General features: G+C 44.8%; 22 protein-coding genes and 1 pseudogene. 18 read left to right on the top strand and 5 right to left on the bottom strand.

The features are described from left to right. Window positions 1-86 precede the first annotated feature (86 nt). Together ACINLD_RS06180 and ACINLD_RS06175 are read left to right on the top strand one after the other, a co-directional pair. Entirely contained in the window at window positions 87-887 is an 801-nt protein-coding gene (locus ACINLD_RS06180; RefSeq protein ID WP_077736647.1) for a LysM peptidoglycan-binding and 3D domain-containing protein, read from the top strand. A gap of 140 nt (window positions 888-1,027) precedes the next feature. Further along, window positions 1,028-2,617 (top strand): solute:sodium symporter family transporter, encoded by a 1,590-nt coding sequence (locus ACINLD_RS06175; RefSeq protein WP_026587423.1) that lies wholly within the window; start codon window positions 1,028-1,030, stop codon window positions 2,615-2,617. 31 nt (window positions 2,618-2,648) lie between these two features. Here ACINLD_RS06175 and ACINLD_RS06170 read toward each other — a convergent pair. Further along, a pseudogene (locus ACINLD_RS06170) lies at window positions 2,649-3,612 on the bottom strand (S66 peptidase family protein). A gap of 53 nt (window positions 3,613-3,665) precedes the next feature. Beyond that, window positions 3,666-4,169 carry a GNAT family N-acetyltransferase gene (locus ACINLD_RS06165; RefSeq protein ID WP_077736648.1) on the bottom strand — a complete coding sequence of 168 codons (504 nt, stop codon included), beginning with the start codon at window positions 4,167-4,169 and terminating at the stop codon, window positions 3,666-3,668. Window positions 4,170-4,400: 231 nt separating this feature from the next. Between ACINLD_RS06165 and ACINLD_RS06160 the strand changes: the two genes are divergently transcribed. From ACINLD_RS06160 to ACINLD_RS06135, 6 genes are all read left to right on the top strand, one after another. Further along, window positions 4,401-5,381, top strand: coding sequence for a hypothetical protein (locus ACINLD_RS06160; RefSeq protein ID WP_026587420.1), 981 nt, complete (start codon window positions 4,401-4,403; stop codon window positions 5,379-5,381). Window positions 5,382-5,533: 152 nt separating this feature from the next. Further along, on the top strand, window positions 5,534-6,067 hold the full coding sequence (locus tag ACINLD_RS06155; RefSeq protein ID WP_026587419.1) for a DUF420 domain-containing protein: 534 nt from the start codon (window positions 5,534-5,536) through the stop codon (window positions 6,065-6,067). 360 nt (window positions 6,068-6,427) lie between these two features. Next, window positions 6,428-7,633, top strand: coding sequence for a glycosyltransferase family 4 protein (locus tag ACINLD_RS06150; RefSeq protein WP_026587418.1), 1,206 nt, complete (start codon window positions 6,428-6,430; stop codon window positions 7,631-7,633). A gap of 13 nt (window positions 7,634-7,646) precedes the next feature. Continuing rightward, window positions 7,647-8,150 (top strand): hypothetical protein, encoded by a 504-nt coding sequence (locus tag ACINLD_RS06145; protein ID WP_026587417.1) that lies wholly within the window; start codon window positions 7,647-7,649, stop codon window positions 8,148-8,150. A gap of 213 nt (window positions 8,151-8,363) precedes the next feature. Then, window positions 8,364-9,002: a DUF1796 family putative cysteine peptidase gene (locus ACINLD_RS06140; protein ID WP_026587416.1), complete on the top strand. Its 639-nt coding sequence runs from the start codon at window positions 8,364-8,366 to the stop codon at window positions 9,000-9,002. 39 nt (window positions 9,003-9,041) lie between these two features. Beyond that, window positions 9,042-10,028: a polysaccharide biosynthesis protein gene (locus ACINLD_RS06135; RefSeq protein ID WP_026587415.1), complete on the top strand. Its 987-nt coding sequence runs from the start codon at window positions 9,042-9,044 to the stop codon at window positions 10,026-10,028. 117 nt (window positions 10,029-10,145) lie between these two features. Here the strand turns inward: ACINLD_RS06135 and ACINLD_RS06130 are convergent, their stop codons facing one another. Both ACINLD_RS06130 and ACINLD_RS06125 read right to left on the bottom strand, forming a co-directional pair. After that, complete coding sequence (locus ACINLD_RS06130) at window positions 10,146-10,802, bottom strand: lysozyme family protein (protein WP_035428123.1); 657 nt, start codon at window positions 10,800-10,802, stop codon at window positions 10,146-10,148. Window positions 10,803-10,887: 85 nt separating this feature from the next. Further along, on the bottom strand, window positions 10,888-12,222 hold the full coding sequence (locus ACINLD_RS06125; protein ID WP_026587413.1) for an APC family permease: 1,335 nt from the start codon (window positions 12,220-12,222) through the stop codon (window positions 10,888-10,890). Window positions 12,223-12,376: 154 nt separating this feature from the next. On the opposite strand from ACINLD_RS06125, the gene ACINLD_RS06120 reads away from it, so the two are divergent. The 3 genes from ACINLD_RS06120 (at window position 12,377) to czrA (ending at window position 14,105) form a co-directional block, all read left to right on the top strand. Continuing rightward, complete coding sequence (locus ACINLD_RS06120; protein WP_026587412.1) at window positions 12,377-12,628, top strand: YnfE family protein; 252 nt, start codon at window positions 12,377-12,379, stop codon at window positions 12,626-12,628. A 247-nt stretch (window positions 12,629-12,875) separates the two neighbouring features. Beyond that, window positions 12,876-13,700: an MBL fold metallo-hydrolase gene (locus tag ACINLD_RS06115; RefSeq protein ID WP_026587411.1), complete on the top strand. Its 825-nt coding sequence runs from the start codon at window positions 12,876-12,878 to the stop codon at window positions 13,698-13,700. Window positions 13,701-13,778: 78 nt separating this feature from the next. Next, window positions 13,779-14,105, top strand: a complete 327-nt coding sequence (gene czrA / locus ACINLD_RS06110) for a Zn(II)-responsive metalloregulatory transcriptional repressor CzrA (RefSeq protein WP_077736649.1) — start codon at window positions 13,779-13,781, stop codon at window positions 14,103-14,105. A gap of 38 nt (window positions 14,106-14,143) precedes the next feature. On the opposite strand, the gene ACINLD_RS06105 is transcribed toward czrA, so the two are convergent. After that, window positions 14,144-14,695, bottom strand: coding sequence for a sporulation protein (locus ACINLD_RS06105; RefSeq protein ID WP_236251132.1), 552 nt, complete (start codon window positions 14,693-14,695; stop codon window positions 14,144-14,146). 97 nt (window positions 14,696-14,792) lie between these two features. On the opposite strand from ACINLD_RS06105, the gene ACINLD_RS06100 reads away from it, so the two are divergent. The 7 genes from ACINLD_RS06100 to ACINLD_RS06070 all read left to right on the top strand — a co-directional run bounded on the left by ACINLD_RS06100 (window position 14,793) and on the right by ACINLD_RS06070 (window position 21,270). After that, window positions 14,793-15,728: a helix-turn-helix transcriptional regulator gene (locus ACINLD_RS06100; RefSeq protein WP_077736650.1), complete on the top strand. Its 936-nt coding sequence runs from the start codon at window positions 14,793-14,795 to the stop codon at window positions 15,726-15,728. 53 nt (window positions 15,729-15,781) lie between these two features. Then, entirely contained in the window at window positions 15,782-16,522 is a 741-nt protein-coding gene (locus ACINLD_RS06095) for a zinc ribbon domain-containing protein (RefSeq protein ID WP_026587407.1), read from the top strand. Between the two features lie 81 nt (window positions 16,523-16,603). Continuing rightward, window positions 16,604-17,323: an MBL fold metallo-hydrolase gene (locus ACINLD_RS06090; protein WP_026587406.1), complete on the top strand. Its 720-nt coding sequence runs from the start codon at window positions 16,604-16,606 to the stop codon at window positions 17,321-17,323. Window positions 17,324-17,325: 2 nt separating this feature from the next. Next, window positions 17,326-17,895 (top strand): TetR/AcrR family transcriptional regulator, encoded by a 570-nt coding sequence (locus ACINLD_RS06085; RefSeq protein WP_077736651.1) that lies wholly within the window; start codon window positions 17,326-17,328, stop codon window positions 17,893-17,895. Between the two features lie 231 nt (window positions 17,896-18,126). After that, window positions 18,127-19,044: a DoxX-like family protein gene (locus ACINLD_RS06080; RefSeq protein WP_026587404.1), complete on the top strand. Its 918-nt coding sequence runs from the start codon at window positions 18,127-18,129 to the stop codon at window positions 19,042-19,044. After that, window positions 19,028-19,645 carry a DUF4166 domain-containing protein gene (locus tag ACINLD_RS06075; RefSeq protein WP_026587403.1) on the top strand — a complete coding sequence of 206 codons (618 nt, stop codon included), beginning with the start codon at window positions 19,028-19,030 and terminating at the stop codon, window positions 19,643-19,645. Before ACINLD_RS06080 ends, ACINLD_RS06075 begins: the two co-directional genes overlap by 17 nt. Beyond that, window positions 19,642-21,270, top strand: coding sequence for a YndJ family protein (locus ACINLD_RS06070; RefSeq protein ID WP_077736652.1), 1,629 nt, complete (start codon window positions 19,642-19,644; stop codon window positions 21,268-21,270). Before ACINLD_RS06075 ends, ACINLD_RS06070 begins: the two co-directional genes overlap by 4 nt. Window positions 21,271-21,276 lie beyond the last annotated feature (6 nt).

The raw sequence follows: 21,276 nt of genomic DNA, 5'->3' as shown, positions 1-21,276 counted from the left end.
TGTTTTGTTATTGAATTGACATTTTCATATGTTACGATTGCTCCTGTTAGCCGAACAATAAAAAGCTAACAAGGGAGGATTTACTTATGAAGAAGACGTTTGTGTCCTTTGTTGCAGTTGCAGCATTGTCGACAACTGCATTCGGAGCGAGTGCCTCTGCAAAAGAAGTAACAGTCCAAAAAGGCGATACACTTTGGGGAATCTCGCAAAAACAAGGTGTCAGCCTGCAGGATTTAAAAGAATGGAATCAGCTTTCTTCCGATTTGATCATTCCGGGACAGAAGCTGAACGTTTCTGAAAAACAGACAGAAAAAACAACTCAATATACCATCAAAAAGGGAGATACACTCTGGAAAATCGCCCAGAAATTCGGCGTTACAGTAAATGACCTTAAAACATGGAACGACATAACATCAGATATCATTTACCCGAATACATCCATAACAGTCGATGGCCAGGCGACGGTACAGGCTGCTGCGAAGCCTCAGGAAACCAAAGCATCCGTTCAAAGCGAAGCAAAAGCTGAACAGTCGCAACCGGCACCTAAGCGAGAAAAAGAAACGGCATCCCGTTCAAATACTTCTCAAAGCGCGGCGAAAGAACTGACGGTTACCGCGACGGCATATACTGCTAATGACGGCGGAATGTCAGGCGTTACCGCGACAGGGATTAATTTAAAAGCCAATAAAAACGCCAAAGTGATTGCGGTCGATCCAAGCGTGATTCCGCTCGGTTCAAAAGTCCATGTCGAAGGCTACGGAGAAGCGACAGCTGCAGATACGGGCGGCGCTATTAAAGGGAACAAAATCGATGTGTTTGTTCCTAGCAAATCAGCCGCGAAAAACTGGGGCGTTCGAACAGTTAAAGTAAAAGTTTTAAATGAATAGAATTTGTGAAGACACTGACCATAAAATATGATCGGTGTCTTTTTTTTATTATACAGCACAAGCTGAAGTTTTTTTAGATTGGCAAATGGGTAGTTAAGTAGATAAACCCATTAAATGCTGGTCAAAGGAGATGTAGAAGTGTGCTGTGGATTGTTTTGACGTTCTTATTGATTAATGCAGGAATCTTTATTTTTTCTTATTTGCGAACGAAGGATGTTGATTTAAAAACCTCAGACGGGTATTTTCTCGGCGGCCGCACCCTCACCGCTTTTTATATCGGAAGCTCCCTATTGTTGACCAATTTATCGACAGAGCAAATGGTCGGGCTGAATGGACAGAGCTATGCCGGAACGATGAGTGCGATGGCCTGGGAGGTGACAGCGCCGATTGCGCTGATCATGCTGGCATTTGTGTTTCTGCCGCGATATCTCGGTTCAGGGGTTGCCACAATACCCGACTTTCTTGAAAAGCGGTATGATCAAAGGACGCGTCAGATTGTGTCCATCCTCTTATTACTCGGATATGCGACATCATTTCTGCCGACGGTTTTGTATTCGGGTGCACTTGTATTGGATCAGGTATTCGGCATCTCTTCCGCGCTTGGAACCAATCGGTTTGCAACGGTGTTTTTGATTGCGCTGATGATCGGCGCTGCAAGCTGCTGCTACATATTTTTCGGCGGACTTAAAGCCGCGGCGTCAGCGGACGCTATTTATGGAATCGGTTTAATTCTCGGCGGCTTGTTCATATTGGTGCTCGGCATCCTGGCTATAGGTGACGGCAGTCTGCTGAAAGGCTATTCGGAGCTAGTGAGTGTACATCAGGAAAAGCTCAATGCCATAACGGCGGACAACTCTGCAGAAGTTCCCTGGCCGACGATTTTGACGGGGCTTTTGGTTAACAATTTGTTTTATTGGGCCGTCAATCAGTCGATCGTACAGCGGGCGCTCGGGGCGAGGAACCTGGCGGAAGGGCAAAAGGGCGCCTTGCTGGCCGGTGTTTTTAAGACAATCGGCGTATTTTATCTCGTCCTTCCGGGGGTGATCGCTTATCATTTATATGGCGGAAACATCATGAATCCAGATACCGTTTATCCGAAGCTGATTGTTGATTTGCTTCCGGGGGCTTTTGTCGGCGTCTTTGCCGCGATTTTATTCGGCGCGATTCTCAGTTCGTTCAACGGAGCGCTTAACAGTACAATCACATTGTTCACATTGGATTTGTACAAGCCGATGTGCAAGCCTGATGCGACAGAAAAAGAGCTTGTCAAAACAGGCAGGCGATTCGTTTTGGCACTCGGGGCCTTATCGGTTGTCATCGCGCCATTTATCCTGTTTGCGCCGTCAGGGCTTTACAATTACCTGCAAGAGATGTTTGGGTTTTTTAATGTGCCTGTTTTAGCGGCCGTGGTTGTCGGATTTTTTTCGAAGAAGGTGCCGGCATTGGCTGTGAAAGCCGCGATTCCCGCACATATCCTGCTGTATGCGATCTCCAAAATATACTTTGGACACATCCATTTTTTATATATTTTAGCCGTTTTATTTCCGTTTTCCGTTTTACTGATGCTTTTCATCGGAAAAATGCGCCCGCGGAAGCGCGAATTTGAATTTAAGAAAAACACCCGGGTTGACTTGCGGCCGTGGAAGCATGCCAAGCTGGCCTCCGCTCTGGTGATCTGCCTGATGGTTGGCATTTATCTTTTGTTTTCACCGTGGGGGCTTGCAAAATAAAAAAAGCGGGGGATCCCTGAATCCTCCGCTTTTAATGTTCGGTGATGCGAAGATGCACCTTGCCTTGATGAGCTTCGAGACGGCATCGTCCTCCGATTGGAAAAGTAAAAAAGGGGATGGTATGGCCAAAGTCCATATTGGCGATAACCGGTATGGAAGAAAGCTCTTTTTTTGTTCGAATGATCTGTTTGAGCCGTTCGATCGGCACGCCGGATGCCCGCTGAAATCGGCCGATGACGACCGCTTTGACAGAGGAAAAGCAGGGAGGTGGAGCAATGACTGCAAATCCCGGTCGAAAAAGGCTGCCGAGGATTCCCAGTCATCCTCTATAAACAATACAGCGCCTTTTAGATCCGGGAAGTATTCCGTTCCTTGAAGGAGGCCCAGTGTACTCAAATTTCCGCCGATGATCGTCCCTTCTGCCTTGCCTTCGTTCAGCACGAAAGGCCCGGATTGGGCTGAGGCTGTGCTTCTTTGCCGATTGCGTCCCACCACAATAAAGAAGCCTCAATGTCGAACGGATCATGATCGCGGCAGCATTTCAAAAAATAATCCTTCGTATAGTCGAGGCCCTGTTGCATTGAAAAGCTGGAAAAGTGCGGCCCTGAATAGGTGACAAGACCTGTCTTTTGATAGACGCTCAAAGCGAGGGCTGTAATATCCGAAAACCCGCAAAAGACCTTGGGGTTGGCCTTGATCAAACCGTAATCCAAATGGGAAAGAAGCTGGTTGCTGTTATAGCCGCCAAGCACCGTCAAAATTCCTTTCACATCAGGATCGGAAAACGCTTCATGAAGATCGTCGACTCTGGAGGCAATGCTTGCAGAAGAAAACTCATCGATTTCTTCTGCATGGGCGGAAATCGAGATATGGAACCCGAGATGTTCCAGAACCCTTTTGGCTCGTTCGATTTGTTCCGTCTTTAAAAGGGCCATGCTTCGTGACGGGGCGATCACCCTGATGTGATCGCCTTCTTTTAATTTGGCTGGATACATGTCTTCACCTGCTTGCGTTGTTTCCTTTTATTTCATCATATATGACGAATGATTTAAACATCCACCCACTGAATTTCACCTGATTTTGAATCAGGGTCGATCGTGACTTCAAAATGATGCTTTTCATAAAAGTGGATTAAACGGTCGACATGATCCCAATCCCTTTCGGCGATGTCTCCGGTAATGACGGGAATGTTGTGCTCCCGCGCCCGCGCTTTTAAATAGTTCATGCAGATCGAGCCATATCCATAGCCTGACGGTCCTTTAATATCGCCGATATGAATCGCCCGCTTTTCCTCACTGTAGGAAGCCACGAGCGAAAAGTCGCATCTTCCGCGGTAAGGAGACTGGCAGTCGTTAAGCATGATCTTGCATGTCCGGCCATCATCAATCGAATGGACGATCATCCATTCGTCATCTTTCGATTGATCAATGCCGAGCACCCGTGAATCTTTTGATATATCCTTCATATTCTCACGCATCCGAAACAGCTGAAATTGCAGATCATCCAATTCCTTTTGCGATTCGGAGCTGTTTTTTTCCTGTACTTTTTCCATCTAAACATGCTCCTTTCTATTGAAACATACAGTTTTCGATTATATTAAAAAGACTATGATTTTGCAAATCTAGCCCTAAAAATAAATTTTAATGTAATTTTAAGCAAAAATTTCACATTCTACGAATTTTTTTATGGTAGAATGCATATGACTTCTGGTTCAAATGACTAGGATACATACAATATATCCTCTTAAACCCAGAAAAAATCATGACAAAAGGAGCGTGCCACTTTGAGGAAAAGAAGTTGGGGTCTATTTTTACTGCTGACCGTTTTTGTTCTTGCATTAGGTGCATGTCAGCAGGCTGATCCAAAAGGATCATATGCAGCGGCCTACAAAAAATTGCTTGCTGCCAAATCTTATGAATTTTCAAGTGATATCGGCTTGAATGTAGATGCTTCAAACCTTGGAGCTGAAGATAAGCAAATTGTTGAGATGCTGAACAATGCGAAATTAACAATCAGCGGCAAGACGAATACGAAAACAAAAGAGACAGAAGCTGTGATTAAAGGCCAGCTTAAAGTGCAAAACATGTCAATGGATGTCAATGTCCCGATTTATATGGACGAAAAGAAACAAGTCGGATATATCAAAATCGACAGCGTGCTTGACAGCTTCGGCGTTTTCATGGGAACAGCCGGCATGCAGTTTGACAGCCTGAAAGGCAAATACCTGGAATTCCCGCTTGAAGATGATAAATCTTCAGCAAAAGAGACGGAAGAAATTCAAAAGCAAGTGATGGAATCCATCAAAAAAGCGGCGGACGATCTTCCTGCGGATAAGTTTGAAAAAGCGGATCTGACAGACAAAGAAAAAGATCAGGGTGCTGCACAAAAAATCAAGTTCAGCTTTACTGACAAAGAAATCAAATCATCTCTCATGAAGCTGATTGAAATCGTCGGAGATGCGTCAGGAGATACACTCTCGAAAGATGAGCTGAACGACGTCAAAGACGGCTTGAAAGATATCACATTCACAAAATTTAATGTGACAACAACACTCGATGACAAAGAAAATCTTCTGAGTGAAAAAGCGGATGTCCAAATGGATTTCGATATTGATGAATTCCCTAAATCTTTAGGCCTTACATTCTCAACGACATACAAAAACATTGACGGTGACGTGACATTCGATCACAAACCGGCAAAAGGTGATATTGTGACAGAAGATGAATTAGAAAACTTGATGGCACAAGACGCCATGAATTTCTAAGCGACAAAAAATCCCCTCACCGGACAAACCGGCAGAGGGGATTTTTGTCTATTTTATGTCCAAATTTGGGCGAACAGGCCGAAAACGTTGACATTCCCCCGGAATTTGCATACGATTTGGATAGCTTGCACAAATAGGAGAGATTATTCAAAATGAGCCTTACAGAAAAAAATAAAAGCTATACAGGCATTGTCGTCGCTTTGACTATCATCATCAACGGCGTCATTGCGCTATTGTTTCTGATGCCGAAAAGCGACAAGTTCGCCCATTTGGACTTGACTTTTTTGCCCTTGCTCAACGCGGTCTGCAATAGTTTTACATTCATTTTTTTAGTGGCTGCGCTTTTCATGATCAAGCAAAAAAACATCAAAGCGCACAAACGGTTTATTTTTGCCGCTTTTACTACAACGACCATCTTTCTAGTGTCATACCTGATTTATCATTCGCTGATGCCCGATACCCACTTTGGAGGGGAAGGGATCATCAGGCCGATTTACTTTTTTATTCTGATCACACACATTGTTTTATCGGCTGTGATCGTTCCGCTCGCATTATTCACCTTGTTCAGGGGGCTTAGCATGCAGGTGGAACGCCACCGCAAAATCGCCCGCTGGACGATGCCGCTTTGGCTGTATGTCAGTCTGACAGGTGTTCTCGTTTATATTCTGATTTCGCCATACTATTAAGCATCACCCCTAAAGGCAGGGACAGATGAAAATCTGTTTGCCTTTAGGGGTTTTTTATGTGGAAATATGGTTTGCGAACGGATCGCATTCCGGATCGGCGGTTTACAGCTGATGTGACAGAGTGAAACCGCTGCTCATCTCCATGATGTTTCAATACATATATTTTACAAGAAAAACTAGGCCTTGGGCCGTCTCGTGTGTTTGGGTGATTTCCCCTGTCTACTAAACATAGGCTGATGCAGCGGGCTTTCTTCCAAAAAAATATTACTCTTAAACATAGATAATCGTCTACACAAGATATAGAAATAGACAATATAAATAATTAGAGCATTTTATAGAAATAATAAAAGGGAGATGCATATGAAAATACTGCTTGCCACTTATTGGAATATACCCCATGTAGGTGGTGTATGGACTTATATGGAACAACTCAAAGAAAGACTTGAGTCTTTAGGACATGATGTTGATTTACTTGGATTTGGGAAAGACAACAGTATCGTTCATATTGTGAACGAAAATCGCAGCATAGAAAAAGGTCAGCTCCTTCCTTTGGTTGAGAAAATTATGAACAGCATTCCGGAAATTCAAGCAAATCAATTGGTCAATTATACTGAGATTCACCGTTCCGTATATGAACTGGGAGCTGCTTATTTAGGATTGGAAAAATACGATCTGATTCATGCGCAAGATATCATCGCTAGCGCGAGTCTCAAAAGAGTGCTGCCCCGAAATACGGCACTTGTCACGACACTTCACGGAAGTGTCACTTACGAAATCAGGGACCAGCTTAAAACGATCCACAGATCCTCCACATCCCATATGGCAAGAGCATATTTTGATCATCTTGAACAAAAGGGTGCCACATCACCAGATACGACGATCGTTGCCAACAATTGGCTAAAGAACATTTTAACGGGAGAATTTTCGGTTCCCGAGCGGCAAGTTCGCGTTATGCAATACGGATATGACATTGATGGTTTTTTAAACCGGATGAATTCAAAAACAGCTGATGTTCCACAAACAGACAAAAAAGTCATTTTATTTACCGGCAGGCTGATCGAAAACAAAGGTGTTCACCATTTACTATCAGCCCTTGGCCAACTGAAAAACACCCGGAATGATTGGGTTTGCTGGATTGTCGGGGAAGGGGAGAAGCTGGCAGGACTCAGAATTCAAAGCGAACAACTCGGTCTTTCAAACGATGTTGTCTTTCTGAAAAATCGTGATGATGTGCCTTATTTACTGTCCTTTGCCGATATGTATGTTCTCCCGAGTCTGTTGGATAATCAGCCTTTATCTCTAATTGAAGCACAAATTGCCGGGGTTCCCGCTGTTGTGAGTGATGCCGGAGGACTGCCGGAAATGGTCACTCATGAAGTGACTGGTCTTATTGCGCCAAAAGGGGATGCGAATGCTTTAGCAGGTTTGATGGGCCGCTTATTGGGAGACGATGGTTTCAGAACAACATTAGGCAAAAACGCCAAAGAGTTTGCGAAGAAACATTGGGATATGGATCAAGCCGTCAGAAAAGTTCTCGATGTTTATCAAAATACTGTGAAAAATTAAGGAGTGAGATCAAATGAACAAAAATCGAATTGTCAATCATTTGCTCGGGACGCTAAATCAAGAAATGGATGCCAAGTGGTGGACGAAATATTTGGAAATGCTGATGGAACTTGTTGAAGAACGGACGAAGCAACAGGAAGGTTCCCTAGATTCTGAGGATGAACTGAATTTAGATGATATCGACGACAGCATGAAGCCTTTATTGACAGATTTAACTTCCATTCTTGAAAATATGAATAATAGTATTTTGGAAAGTAACCATAAGGTTTTAAAGGATATTCAAAGGGCGGTGGCTTCAGGAAATATGGATCGCGAAGATTTAGAAGAAATTATAGCATCACTGCCTTCTGATACGACAGTATCGAATTCTGAATCAAAGGAAAACATGAAAGGCATGAGGGATGATGTGTTAAACAAACTGAAAGAATCATTGCCTGAAGAACATACACTCGCCAATACGGAGACTGTAAAGATTCTGCAAGCAGCACAGAGCAATGAAGAAAGCGAAAACAATTAATCAATGCGTTATGGTCAGCCTTCGGAAATCGAAGGCTTTTATTTTTTTATCCTATTATTTTCAGTTCCCTTTCAAATCATCAAGGAATAGGTGGTTGTCTTTTACCTTTGCCGCTTGTGCGGCATACAATACTAAAAAGCAGCGCTTTACTTTTACTTCACCTAGTATGAAATAAGCGGGTTTAATAGGAGGGATTCAAGGGGTGTTAGGAATATGAATTTAAAAGACATTAAAGGTCATTATGACGCCATTTTCAGCTTAGGACACCTTTGCTTGGCGGCAATACAGCTAAGAGATAATGATTTAAGACCGTTTGCAGGTCCTCTCGACTGGGTGACTACGAATTCCCTCACAGATCTCAACCAGCTTCTTCGAAATAAGTTCGCGGGATTTATGGATCCGAAAAACCTCAGAATCATCGGCTATAATACCGGCGAGAAAAAAGAGAATTCTACTATTTATGTAGTAGACGACCTCTATAACGTCGGATCTGTTCATGATTTTGACGCGAATAAAAATACACTTGACCATCTGGCAACTTATCCTGCCGTAATGGAGAAATTCAACAGAAGAATCAACCGTTTTTTGGAAAAGTTGTCTAGCAGTAACCGCATTCTGTTTGTCAGGACAGAAGGCAGTTTCGAAGAAGCGCAGGAGCTTGAACGCGTTTTATCTGGTTTGGTTCAGCATGACTTTCATGTCCTTCTGGTGCGGCATTCGAACGTCAAAACCATTATCGAAAAAAATTGGCCATTAGAGAAAATTTGCGCTGTTGAATTACCTGATCAAGAAATATGGAAGTCAAATAATGCTTTGTGGACTTCGTTGTTTGAAGGAGTCACCATCGGATAGCGATATTTCCATCTGAAGTTTACTGAAGGAGGAACAGGAATGTTTGAGAATAAAACGATCTTCATTACGGGGGGAACAGGTTCATGGGGGCATGAACTCATCCTTCAGCTGCTGGCCTTAAACCCTAAAAAAATAACTGTATTTTCCAGAAACGAAGAGAGACAGGTGCAGATGAGACGGCAGATAGAAGATCCGAGACTCGCGTTTTTCATCGGCGATATCCGCGATCGAAAAGCGCTTCATGCAGGACTTAAAGGAGTCGATTACGTCTTTCATTTAGCTGCGCTGAAGCATGTGCCGGTTTGTGAAGAACAGCCGCTTGAAGCATTGAAAACCAATGTGTCAGGAACAGAAAACGTCATTGAAGCAGCGATTGAAAACGGTGTAAAAAAAGTGATCAACGTATCGACCGACAAGGCGGCAGACCCTGTCAACTTTTATGGGATGACGAAAGCGATCGGCGAGAAGCTGATTGTTTATGCGAACCATCTATATGGAAAAACGGCCTTTATTTGTGTGAGGGGAGGAAATGTGCTCGGAAGCAGCGGAAGCGTTTTGCATCTATTTAAAGATCAAATCAGGCAAAAAAACCAGGTGTCCATCACGGATAAGAGAATGACACGTTTCTTTTTAACAAAGGAAAAAACGATTGAGCTCTTGTTAGAGGCAGCCGTCAAAGGACAAGGCGGGGAGATTTTCATTATGAACTCACCGGCTTTCAGGATCTTGGACATGGCGGAAATATTGATCGAAACATATGGAAATGACAAATCCTCCATCATAGAAAGCGGTGCTAGACCGGGGGAAAAAATTCATGAGCTTTTAATTTCAACACACGAACGCCAGCACGCCGTCTCTCTCTCGAAAGATCTGTCAGTTGTGCTGCCGTCGATCAATATTCCTGAATTACGGGCAAATTACACAAACTGCAATCCTTTGCAAACTGAAAAGTTAAGTTCAAAAGACCATTTGATTTCAAAAGATGAAGTGAGAGAGATGTTGAAAAAGGGCGGTTTTTTAGCTTAATGACAGGTCAGATTCTGTCCCGCGGACTTTAACAAGCATGGCATGCGATCAAGCAGGCGATGCTTATGTTCGCTGCAATGAAATAAGACGAGCCGGGCGAAAACCGCCCAGATCGTCTCACTCATCCTCCAAGGTCAACCCTTGAATGTGTTCTTCCACTTTTTTTGTTCGTTCCATTACCTTTTCGGTGTATGAGTAATCACCGTAGCAATATGGATAGCGGAAATTGTTCTTATCCCCGCCGCAATTGTATAGACCGGGATTCTTTTCGACTTGTTTTTCAGAAAATTCTTTCGCCAGCTTTTCCGTGTGTTTTTTGCCGTGTTCAGAGACGTAATCGATATAGCCGGCTCCCATGTTATAGCTTTGTACAATCGTGGCTAAATCGACGCCTTTTTTCTGACCTTTCTCATACATTTCTGCAAAATGGCGCACACCTTGTTTAATGCTGGCTTTCGGGTCATCAATTTCATTTCGTTTCATTCCGAGGGATTCTGACGACTGCATCGGATCATTGCCCCTGCCTTTTGACTCCTGATACATCATGCCGAGCAAAAGAGATGTGTATTGCGAAAGCCCCTTTTCTTCGAGCTCTTGTTCAACAAAAGGCTTGTAATCTGTCAATCTCCCGATGATATTCGTCTCAGTGTCGAGAGGAAGCCATTTCAACTGGTCCAGTCCGGAGAAGGCAAAAAACACGATCAAGGCAACAAACACAAAAAACGACGAGCAGCCAGCTCCGGCCAAACATCCTGATGATTTCTTTCTCTTCAATGGTTTCACCTCTGTAGCGCCCTAGTGCCATATTTATTATGACATAGATCAGACCTAAAGACCAAGCGATATATCAGCGTCTTTTTTAGGTCATTTCATCAAATCCTAAAGCTGTGTTTGGAAGTGAGCGAACCCGGAACCAAAAATACAAAAATCCGCCAATCAGCCAAATGATTCCGATGATGAACGCATTTTTACCGACGCTCAGTAACAGCCATCCGCAAAACGAGGCGCCTAAAAAAGGCAGAACGAGATAGCGGATGATCTTGAACAGTCCTTTTTCCCGCCGGCGAATGAAGTAGTGGCCGATGACAGAAAGATGAACAAAGATAAATCCGATCAATGCACCGAAGCTGATGAATGAGTAAATGACTTCAAGCTCTCCAATCATGGCCGTCAGTGAAATCAGACCGATGAAAAGGATATTAAAAACCGGTGTTCTCAGCCGTGGATGGACATAACCGAAAAAACGTTTCGGCAGTGAGTTGTCGCGCCCCATCGCATACAAAAGCCTGGATGCACTCGCATGCGAGGAAAGCGATGATGAAATGACCGCGACCATCGTTCCCGCTAAGAAGAAAGACCGCAAAAATGCGCCGCCCGTATAAAAGGCAATCTCCAAAGAAGCCGAGTCGGCATGGTGAAAGCTGTCAAAGGCTGGATATACCTGCTGCATCAAATAAGAAATCGCAGTGAACAGCGTTCCGCCGACGGCCACCGTTAAAAAGATCGCCAGAGGAATGTTTTTCTTCGGATCGATCGTTTCTTCCGACATTGTGGAAATGGCGTCAAAGCCCAAAAAAGAAAAACATAATATCGTCGCCCCCGAGACAATCAAAGATGGCTCCATATCAGGCCGATAAAACGGATCGGCTGAGATCAGCTCTCCGGTGCCAAGCCCGCGGGCCAGACCTGTGATCATCAATCCGGCAAACGTCAGCGCGACGATCACTTGAAAAGCGACGAACAGCGCCGTAATGTTTGCCGTTAATTTGATGCCTAACATATTGACGACCGTAATCGAAAGCGCGAGAAAAACGACCCAAAGGCCGTGGGGAATGTCCGGAAAAGCCGCTGACAGATAGGCGCTGCCGATCGCAAAATTCACCATCGGCAAAAATAAATAATCGAGCAGAATCGTCCAGCCGGCCACAAAACCGGCATGCGGATGGATGCTTTCATATGCATATGTATAAACCGATCCGGCTTTCGGATAGGCTTTGACCATGCTGCCGTAGCTTAAAGCCGTCAGCAGCAGGGCAGCGATCGTAAAAAGATAGGCAGCCGGAACGTGCCCTTTTGTCATCTGGGCAACCACTCCGTAGGAATCAAAGACAACGAGCGGGTCCATGTAGGCGAGCCCAATCACGACAAGGGGAGCAAGTGTAAGGCTTCGTTTAAGCGAAAGTTTTTTTTTCAATGACTTTTTAAACTCCTTATGAATCAGTTGATGAAATCAAGCATATTTTAAATGTTTTTTGAGGTGCTAGCAAGCATATCAAAACGGTTTTTAACAGTATAAAAACAACTGGTTTGGCAAATGCTTTTGAAAAAAAGCAAGGAGAATGTTGAAAATGGATGATCTTGAAGGTTATGTTGAAGCGGTAAAGCGAAATATGGAAACGATGAATGCTGCCGATTACGATGGAAAAGAAGAAGATTTAGCAAGGCAGCAGAAAGAGCTTGAGCGGTATGAAAGGCAAATCAAAGAGACGAGCACTTCAGCCGAAAGCTTTGACCAAATTGTCGACGCCGCTGTTGATTATGCGGCGGGAGACATTTCCCTATCTCAATTGGAGCAGATATATCAAAGAGCAAACCGTTAGCATCCGGATTTTCCGGGTGCTGCTTTGTTTATAAATGGGGACAGAGGAGATTTTAAGACTTATATCATGCTAGAATATGAATAAAATGAATAGGCTGGACGGAAGCTGAAGACGTTTCTATGCCGAATGGAAGTGCTCAGCCGCTACGACTTTTACAGCTGGCAGAAGTCAGATCTTAAGAAAAATAACCGAATAATCAAAAAATAATGAATAGATGGTAAAATGTAATAGAAAGGGGATGAATCGTTTGAAAAAATATATTTGTACAACCTGTGGCGTCCAATATGATCTAACATCTGAACCGCCGGCTGTATGCAACATCTGCGATGAAGAAAGGCAGTATGTCAATCCGGCGGGGCAAAAATGGACAACGCTTGAAGAGCTGAAGGGAAGCCGCAGATTCCAAAATGACATCTGTTTTGAAGAAGAAGGCCTGTACAGCCTGACGACAAAGCCGGGATTTGCAATCGGGCAGACAGCCTATTTGCTTCAGGAACCCGGCTTTCATTTGCTATGGGACTGTATTACATATTTAGATGAAAAAACGATAGAGGATATCAAGAAAATCGGGGGGATTCAAGCGATTGCCCTGTCACACCCGCATTATTATTCAGCCCAGACGGAATGGGCGGAAGCCTTTGATGCGCCGATCTATATCCATGAAGATGACAGGAAATGGGTGCAAAGGCCAAGTGAACGGATCGTGTTTTGGTCCGGGGAATCTCTAGAGCTCTCAGCGGGGATCACCTTACATCGGCTTGGGGGTCATTTTAAAGGTGGTGCCGTTTGCCACTGGAAAAACGGTGATGACGGGAAGGGTGTCCTCCTTACAGGAGATATCATCACAGTCGTGCAGGACCAGGAGTGGGTCAGCTTTATGTACAGCTACCCCAACCTGATTCCGCTTCCGGCCGGCAAGGTGAAAGAAATGGCCGATCAAGTAAAGAATATTCCGTACAACAGGCTGTACAATGCTTTTCACCGGATTGTGAAACAGAACGCCGGTGAGCGCGTTCAGAAGTCTGCCGAAAGATATATAAAAGCTCTTCAGGGGGCATTGTTTTCCACTTGACTTTGGCCGAAAACTTTTCAATCCCGCATGTTTTGGTATATGATATGGAGGTAAAAGTCGCGCGGAAAAGGTGAAATCATGAACGAACACAAACAAGACATCGAAAAAGGGCGGATTGAGCTGGATGAAGAGACGCTATTTCTTGTCTCACAGACGTTTAAAGCGCTCTCAGACCCTACGAGAATTAAAATCCTGCATTTGCTGTCACAAGGCGAGCATTCGGTCAATGAAATTGCGGAAAAGCTCAGCCTTCTGCAGTCAACCGTTTCTCATCAGCTGAGATTTTTGAAAAACCTGCGCCTGGTGAAATCAAGGAGAGCGGGGACGTCGATTTTTTATTCCCCCGAGGATCAGCATGTCCTGGATGTGCTAAAGCAAATGATCGATCACACACGGCATGACTGACCGTATAAAAGGCAAACTCGAGGCAATGAGTTTGCCTTTTATACTGAGCGGTTTTCTTCTAATTTTCCTTTTTTCAAAACAAAAAAAGAGAAGCCGACATAATAAACGGCCAGTACAAAAAGAGCGATCATTGTCGCCGGGTCCTGTGCAAATAGAGCACCGTATGCCGCTGATCCGCTTTTTAACGAAGCGTCTTCAACCGCATTGATTTCGATGATCCGAAAGAGAAACCGGTATAAAAACAAGCAAAGAACAAGCAGTTCGACCCATAGATGGGTGCGGAAATAAATTACACCGTCGCGGTTTTCGAGGGATACATGTTTGAGCGCATACGCTGTCAGCAAAAACCCGAATCCGATTCCGATCAGATCATAAAGATATGAGAGCGGATGAAGAGCGCTCATCGTCAGCAAGAATAAAAAAATAACCGAAAAGAGAACGATTCTGAACATCAAGCGCGCACGGTTCAAGGGCTGAAAACCGATGGATCGCTTGAATCTGATATAGATGATCAACACAATCGCGAACAATTGGACAACATAAAGTGTAATTTTTGAAAAACCTCCTTTTTTAATGAAGTATATGTCCAAACTGTTCAAATCGTAACCATAAAGTTAAGTTTTGAATGTTAATGGGACGAAGATCCCGGAAAAAAACAGAAGTACAGAGGAATGAGAGGAGAACATGATGAAAATTGACCGGCTTTTGGCAATCGTGATTTTATTGGTCAGAAAAAGGCGCGTACAGGCTAAAGAGCTTGCAGATCTATTCGAAGTTTCCGTCCGAACGATTTACAGGGATATTGAAGCGATCAATCAGGCCGGCATCCCGATTGTGACATCACAGGGAGCCGGAGGCGGGATCAGCCTCATGGAGCAGTTCCGCCTGGAAAATAAGCTTCTTTCGGCTGATGAGCTGGCGGCCATCACGACGGCGCTGGAAAGCGTCTCATCAACCTATGAAGCCTTTCAGAACGGAAACGCCCTGGAAAAGATCCGCCTTCTCGTCTCAGAAGAAGAAATGCCGCTGTACCGCGAAAAAACAAAAAGATGGTTTATCGATATTTCATCCTGGGGAGAAAGCGAAGGGATAAAGAAAAAGATCAAGATGTTAAATCAAGCGGCCGACAGCTTGAATACCGTATCTTTTACATATGTTAATCGTGACGGACAAACGGGCAGCCGGATCACCGAGCCGCACACCCTTGTTTTAAAGGCACGGCATTGGTATTTATATGCTTATTGTCTGAAAAGACAAGCGTTTCGCTTTTTTAAGCTCGTCCGGATGAAAGACATCCGCATATTATCCGAGCCGTTTCAGCGAAGGGAGGTCGATTTGGCCTCTCTTCCATGGGAGTCGTCATGGTATAAGCCGGAAAACATGACGGACATTACCCTGCGCATTCATCCGTCCGGAGAGCTGTTGGCGAGAGAATGGTTCGGCTTTGACGCTTTGACATATGAAAACGGCAGGTGCACCGCCATCATATCGTACCCTGAAGACCCTTGGCTCTACGGGTTTTTGCTGCAGTTCGGAACCCATATTGAAGTCCTTGATCCGCCTCATATTCGCCAAAACGTCAAAAGCTTGGCCAAACAAATTATTGATTTATATGAAACTTGACACAATGCTGTCAGGTTTCTTTTTGTATGCTGTTGAAAAAGGAGGAATGAAAAATGAAAACACTCATTTGCCAAAGCTGCGGAATGCCAATGGATCATGAAGAGCTCGGTACAGAAAAAGGCGGGGGCAAAAACCGCGATTACTGCAAGTACTGCTACGGGGAGGGACAGTTCAAACAGCCTGATGCCACCTTGCAGGATATGATCGAGATCTGTGTCCCTTATTTAAAGGAGGAGGGCAAAACAGAGGTGGAAGCGAGGAAGCTGCTTGAAAGCACACTGCCTCATTTAAAAAGATGGAGATCGGCCGCTAAAGAGACGGGTACGAGCTTCTCCCATTTCGAGAAATTGAATACAAAACAATTTACCGGTATATCGACCGTGACAAGCAATAAAGAGGAAGCTTCAGGAAAGGGCAAAATTTCTTCCATGTGGGAATGGTTCCACAAAAACAGCCCGCTTTCGTCACATCAAATCCCGCGCGATATCATCGCACTCTATTCCGATTATGAAACAGATGAGCATGGTTCATATACGTTTTCAATCGGAACTTTTGGCGAACCTGAAGACGATGATCGCAATGTCATCACACTTCCGGCTTCAGAGTATGCCGTTTTCATCTCGCGGCGGGGAAGACTTGAAGAAGTTGTGTTTGACACGTGGCGGGACATCTGGGGATGGGAGCAAAAACAGATTCGTACATATACAGGAGATTTTGAGGTGTATAACGAAAACGCAGCTGATCGCGAAAATGCCCAAGTCGCCATCTATGTAGCTGTACAGCGCGGGAAATAAATATCTTGAAAAACTAATACCATTAGTTTTATAATAAAAACTAATAGTGTTAGTTTTTTATTTATTGAGAGGTGAAAACAGTTGAGAATCACACAGTATCAATCGGTTTGCCAATTGACATTTTTTCCGCGCGTCTTTCCTGTAAACTGTTATCTCGTTCAAGAAGAAGACGGGTTGACATTAATCGATGCAGGGATTGCGCTCAGCAAAAGGGGTATTCTCGAAGCTGCAGCTAACTTCGGACAGCCGATTAAACGGATCGTGCTGACCCATGCCCACAGCGACCATGTCGGTTCACTTGATTCCTTAAAACAACACCTGCCAGATGCTCAGGTTTACATATCTGAACGGGATGCGCGTCTGTTAAAGGGGGATCGATCGCTGCTTGAGAAAGAGGCACAAACTCCCATTAAAGGCGGGGTTCCAAAACATATCAAGACAAATCCGGATGTGCTCTTAAAAGAAGGTGACCGCATCTGCTCTCTAACGGCGGTCGCATCTCCGGGACATACACCTGGAAGTGTTTCATTTTTGGATGAAAGGCATGGCATTTTGATTGCGGGCGACTCGTATCATACAAGAAGCGGCATTACGGTATCGGGGCATTTAAAGCTGACATTTCCGTTTCCCGCGTTGGCCACTTGGAATCAAGAAATCGCGCTTGAAAGCGCGGAAAAACTATTGGATTTGAAGCCGAAAGTGCTTGCCGCAGGTCACGGCAGCTTCGTCTATGATCCGGCAGCCGGCATGAGAAAAGCGATCACTGAAGCTTATACATCATTCAAGAGGAAGGGTGACTAAGGATGTCTCCGCGAATAGGGCTGAATAAAGAAATGATACTTGAAGCTGCTGCTGTGCTCGCTGATGAAGAGGGCATTCACAGCGTGACATTGGCTTCTCTTTCTAAAAAGCTGAATGTCCGCCCTCCGTCTTTGTACAATCATATAGAGGGCTTAAACGGAATTCGCAGGGAGCTCGCACTTTTCGGGCTGACAAGCCTTTATGAGGAAATGGCCGCAGCGATTCAAGGTGCCAAAAAAGAGGAAGCTGTCAGGAGGATGGCGAAAGCTTATATGAGATTCGCGAAAAATAGACCCGGCCTTTATGATGCGACTTTTGTTCCGGAAGATGGGGACAAACGGATTGAAGAAGCCGGCGGAAAAATTGTCCGTCTTGTGCTTTCGGTTTTCAAAGCGTACCATTTAGACGCGGATGCGGCCATTCATGCGGTCAGAGGCTTGAGAAGCATTCTGCATGGATTTGCCGGACTCAGGCAAAACAATGCTTTCGGCCTTCCTTACGATATAGAGGAGAGCCTTGATAGGACGATACGCGCTTATTTAATAGGGCTTGATATCTATCAGGACAAATAAATATTTCACAATTGTTTACATTTTTCTGAAATTTTAGTATCATAGGAATATGGCTCCAGCATCTTTTGAGTCATAGGTATTATAGGCTTAACCAGCCACTTCTTGCCTTGGCGCAGTCAGCCAAGGATTTTTTGTCTGTCGGAAAATAAGCTTTATGCCAATAAGTGGTTCACACGGAAAGAAATCCATGATAATCTATAAATGTGAATAAATTCACAAAGGACGGACGTTATGAAAAAAAATCCGATATATGTACAAATCTCAATCCAAACAGATATGGATCGGCTCTGGCGTTACACGCAAGACCCTGAGCTCCATCAACAATGGGATTTGCGTTTTACAGACATTACCTATTTAAAGCGAAGACCCGGTGAGCGGCAAAGGTTTTTATATGAAACGAGAATCGGCTTCGGTTTGAAGATTTCCGGTACGGGGGAGTCGACCGGAAGCATGTATAAAGAAACGGGTGACAGAGTCTCGTCACTCTCATTCGCGAGCAGCCATCCGCTTTCTCTCATCCGGGAAGGAAGGGGATATTGGAAATACAAACAGATTGAAAACGGGATCGCTTTTATGACGCAATACGATTATGAAACCAATTACGGCCGGCTTGGGCGCCTCGCTGATCTTGCATTCAGGCCGCTGATCGGCTGGGCGACCGCCTGGAGTTTTGACGCCCTGAAGATTTGGCTTGAAAAAGGGCTGCATCCAAAGCTGCTTATTCAGAAAACGGCGATCTACTGGTTCGTTTGTCTGCTTCTTTCTTTTATTTGGATATATCAGGGGCTCATTCCAAAGCTCATCATGCAGCACCCTGAGGAAATCAGCATGCTTTCCTCCCTTTCAGGCGGACGATTTCCTCCGGCGTCCCTATTGAAACTGATCGGATTGGCTGAGATGGCGCTCGGTATATTGTGGCTGTTTCCTGTTTGTAAAAGGAAATGGTTTCTGCCGCATATCGCCCTGCTTGTATTGCTTACAGCCTGTGCCGGAATGACGGATATCACATCCTTCGCACACCCTTTTAATCCCGTCGCGCTCAATACCGCACTGATCATTTTGTCCATTATCGGCTATGTGAGCGCAAAGGAGATTCCAAGTGCGCGAAATACGATCAGAAAGAGGCGTTCATTTGAATTCCATGTATGAACGAGTGATAAAAGACTTTCACCTTCTCCATCCAAAGCTCAAGGAGCGGTATCGTATCACTACGGAAAACGCATTTAGAGGAAAAGGGGTGATGACGGAGATATCGGGAGGCTCTTTTTGGATCAGGCAGTTGTTTAGAGCGGGGACGAAATTCCGCTGCTTTTTTCCCGAAAGAGGAAAGAACGTTCCATTTACGATTGAAAACAGCCTGCGGCTGACGAAAAACAATATGATGGAGGCTGAGTGGAGCAGAACGTTCTTTTTCCGTGATAAGCAAAGGCATTTTGATGCTGTCATGGTCTATGATGAAAGGCGCAGGGAAATCATCGATTTTTTCGGGCATCCCCCGATTTTAATTTCAAGTCTGCATTTTAAAGCGGAACCCGATGGATCATTATCGATTGTCTCTGTCAAACAATGGCTTCCTTTATTCGGAAAAAAGCTGCCGCTTCCAAAATGTTTATACGGCGCTTCTGTTGTGAATGAATCGTATGACGAGGACAAAGGCTGTTTTACGATTGATGTCCATGTGAAAAACCAAATAGCCGGAACACTGTTTTCATACAAAGGAACATTTCAGGAAGAGGGGGAGGCGAAATGATTGTTTGGCGTTTAGGTGTAAGCGCTCTTTGCTATGCGGCTTTTTTCCTCGCTAAAGCGCCGGATATTCCGCCGGCAGAGGCGCTTCTTTTATTATCAGCGTTGTTTTTTGTACCGGCTGCGCTCAGTCTCATTCAGCATGACAACGGGATGTATCAGCTGTTGATCCGCAGCTTTCCTTTTGCAGCTTGTTCCGCTGCATTATCCCTGCTGTTCCATTCGCCGCTTTTTTCATGGATCTGGCTATGCTATACAGGCATGATCGCTTTATACGGGGCCCTTCGCCTCTGGGAAAGGGGAGGAAAGGGCCTTGAAGAGGCGTCGATTGACAGCGGTCTGTTTTATCTTCCTTTCGGGGGGTTTTGGCTTTTGGCTTATACGCTAGACCTTGAAATCATGGACTTCAGCCCGCTGATTATCCTCTTAACAGCGGTGCATTTTCATTATTCGGCATTTCTCATCCCGATTTTCAATGGAATGCTCGGCAGAACACTGAAAAAGAAAACCCGCTTTTATGCGGCGGTTTCATGGGTGATCATGCTGTCCCCGCTGTTGATCGCAGTCGGCATATCGTTTTCGAAAACGATTGATGTCGCGGCTGTTGCGCTATATTTGGCTGCCCTATACAGCGGCGGTTTCCTCGTATGGAAGGCAGCCTTCAAAAACCGTGCAACGAGATCCTTGGTCATCTTTTCATCATTGCTCTTGATGTTCACAATCTCATGTTCGCTGATTTATTCATACGGCGGTTTTCGCGGCCGACCGCTGTTGACGATACAGGAGATGATTTGGGTTCACGGGCTTGTCAACGCTGTTTTCGTCATCATTCCGGGGCTGATCGGCTGGCGCCTTGAAGGCCCTGAATCGGTAAGCGAAAGGTCAACCGGCGAAAACATGAGCAGGATTTTGGGGACATGGAGAATCGGCGCCGATTTTTTACAGCGGCACCGTTTAAAAAACGATACATCTTACAAAGGACTTGCCGATGATATGAACCTATTCCGCAGCAGCGGCTTCCGGCCCGAATCGCTTTCTCCTCTCATTTTCGATTTCTATGAAAACACGGCGGGCTACGCTTTAAAAGCGGAGGTTGTCTGGCGGCCATGGTTTAAGCCGCTCGCTTACATCTACGAGCTCATCTCAAAACAGACAGGCCAAATTCATTTGGGCATCAAACAAGGCCGGCAAATAATGGACGGTGCGATTGTCGGTGTTGATTCAGCGAAAGACGGAAGGGAGAATGTACGCGCCTGGATCAGAACAAATGAAGAAGGGGACACCGTTTTTGTGGCGCTATATTCCGTTCATACCCGTGATGACGTGACATACATGAACATTGCCCTTCCATTGCCGTATTCCAATATGACGGGCATTTTAAAGCCGAAGGCAGAAGGGAGATCCCTGATCTTGACAAGCGAAAAACAGTCAGATCGAGGCGATGAAGGTATATTTCTTTCAACAAAAATCGGAACTTTTAAACTGCCCCTTGCCGAACGGTTCATCATCAAAGCAGAGGGGCAGGACAGGCTTTATGCGTTTCACCGCATGTGGCTGTTTGGCATACGGTTTCTCGATATTCAATATGATATTGAAAAAAAGGATTCCGCCGCATGGAAGGCGAAATAGCAAATG

The sequence above is a fragment of the Bacillus sp. z60-11 genome (assembly GCF_046464135.1).
GTDB lineage: Bacteria > Bacillota > Bacilli > Bacillales > Bacillaceae > Bacillus > Bacillus sonorensis_A.
Note: the sequence above shows the minus strand (reverse complement) of the source record. Positions and strands in the feature narration are given on the sequence as shown.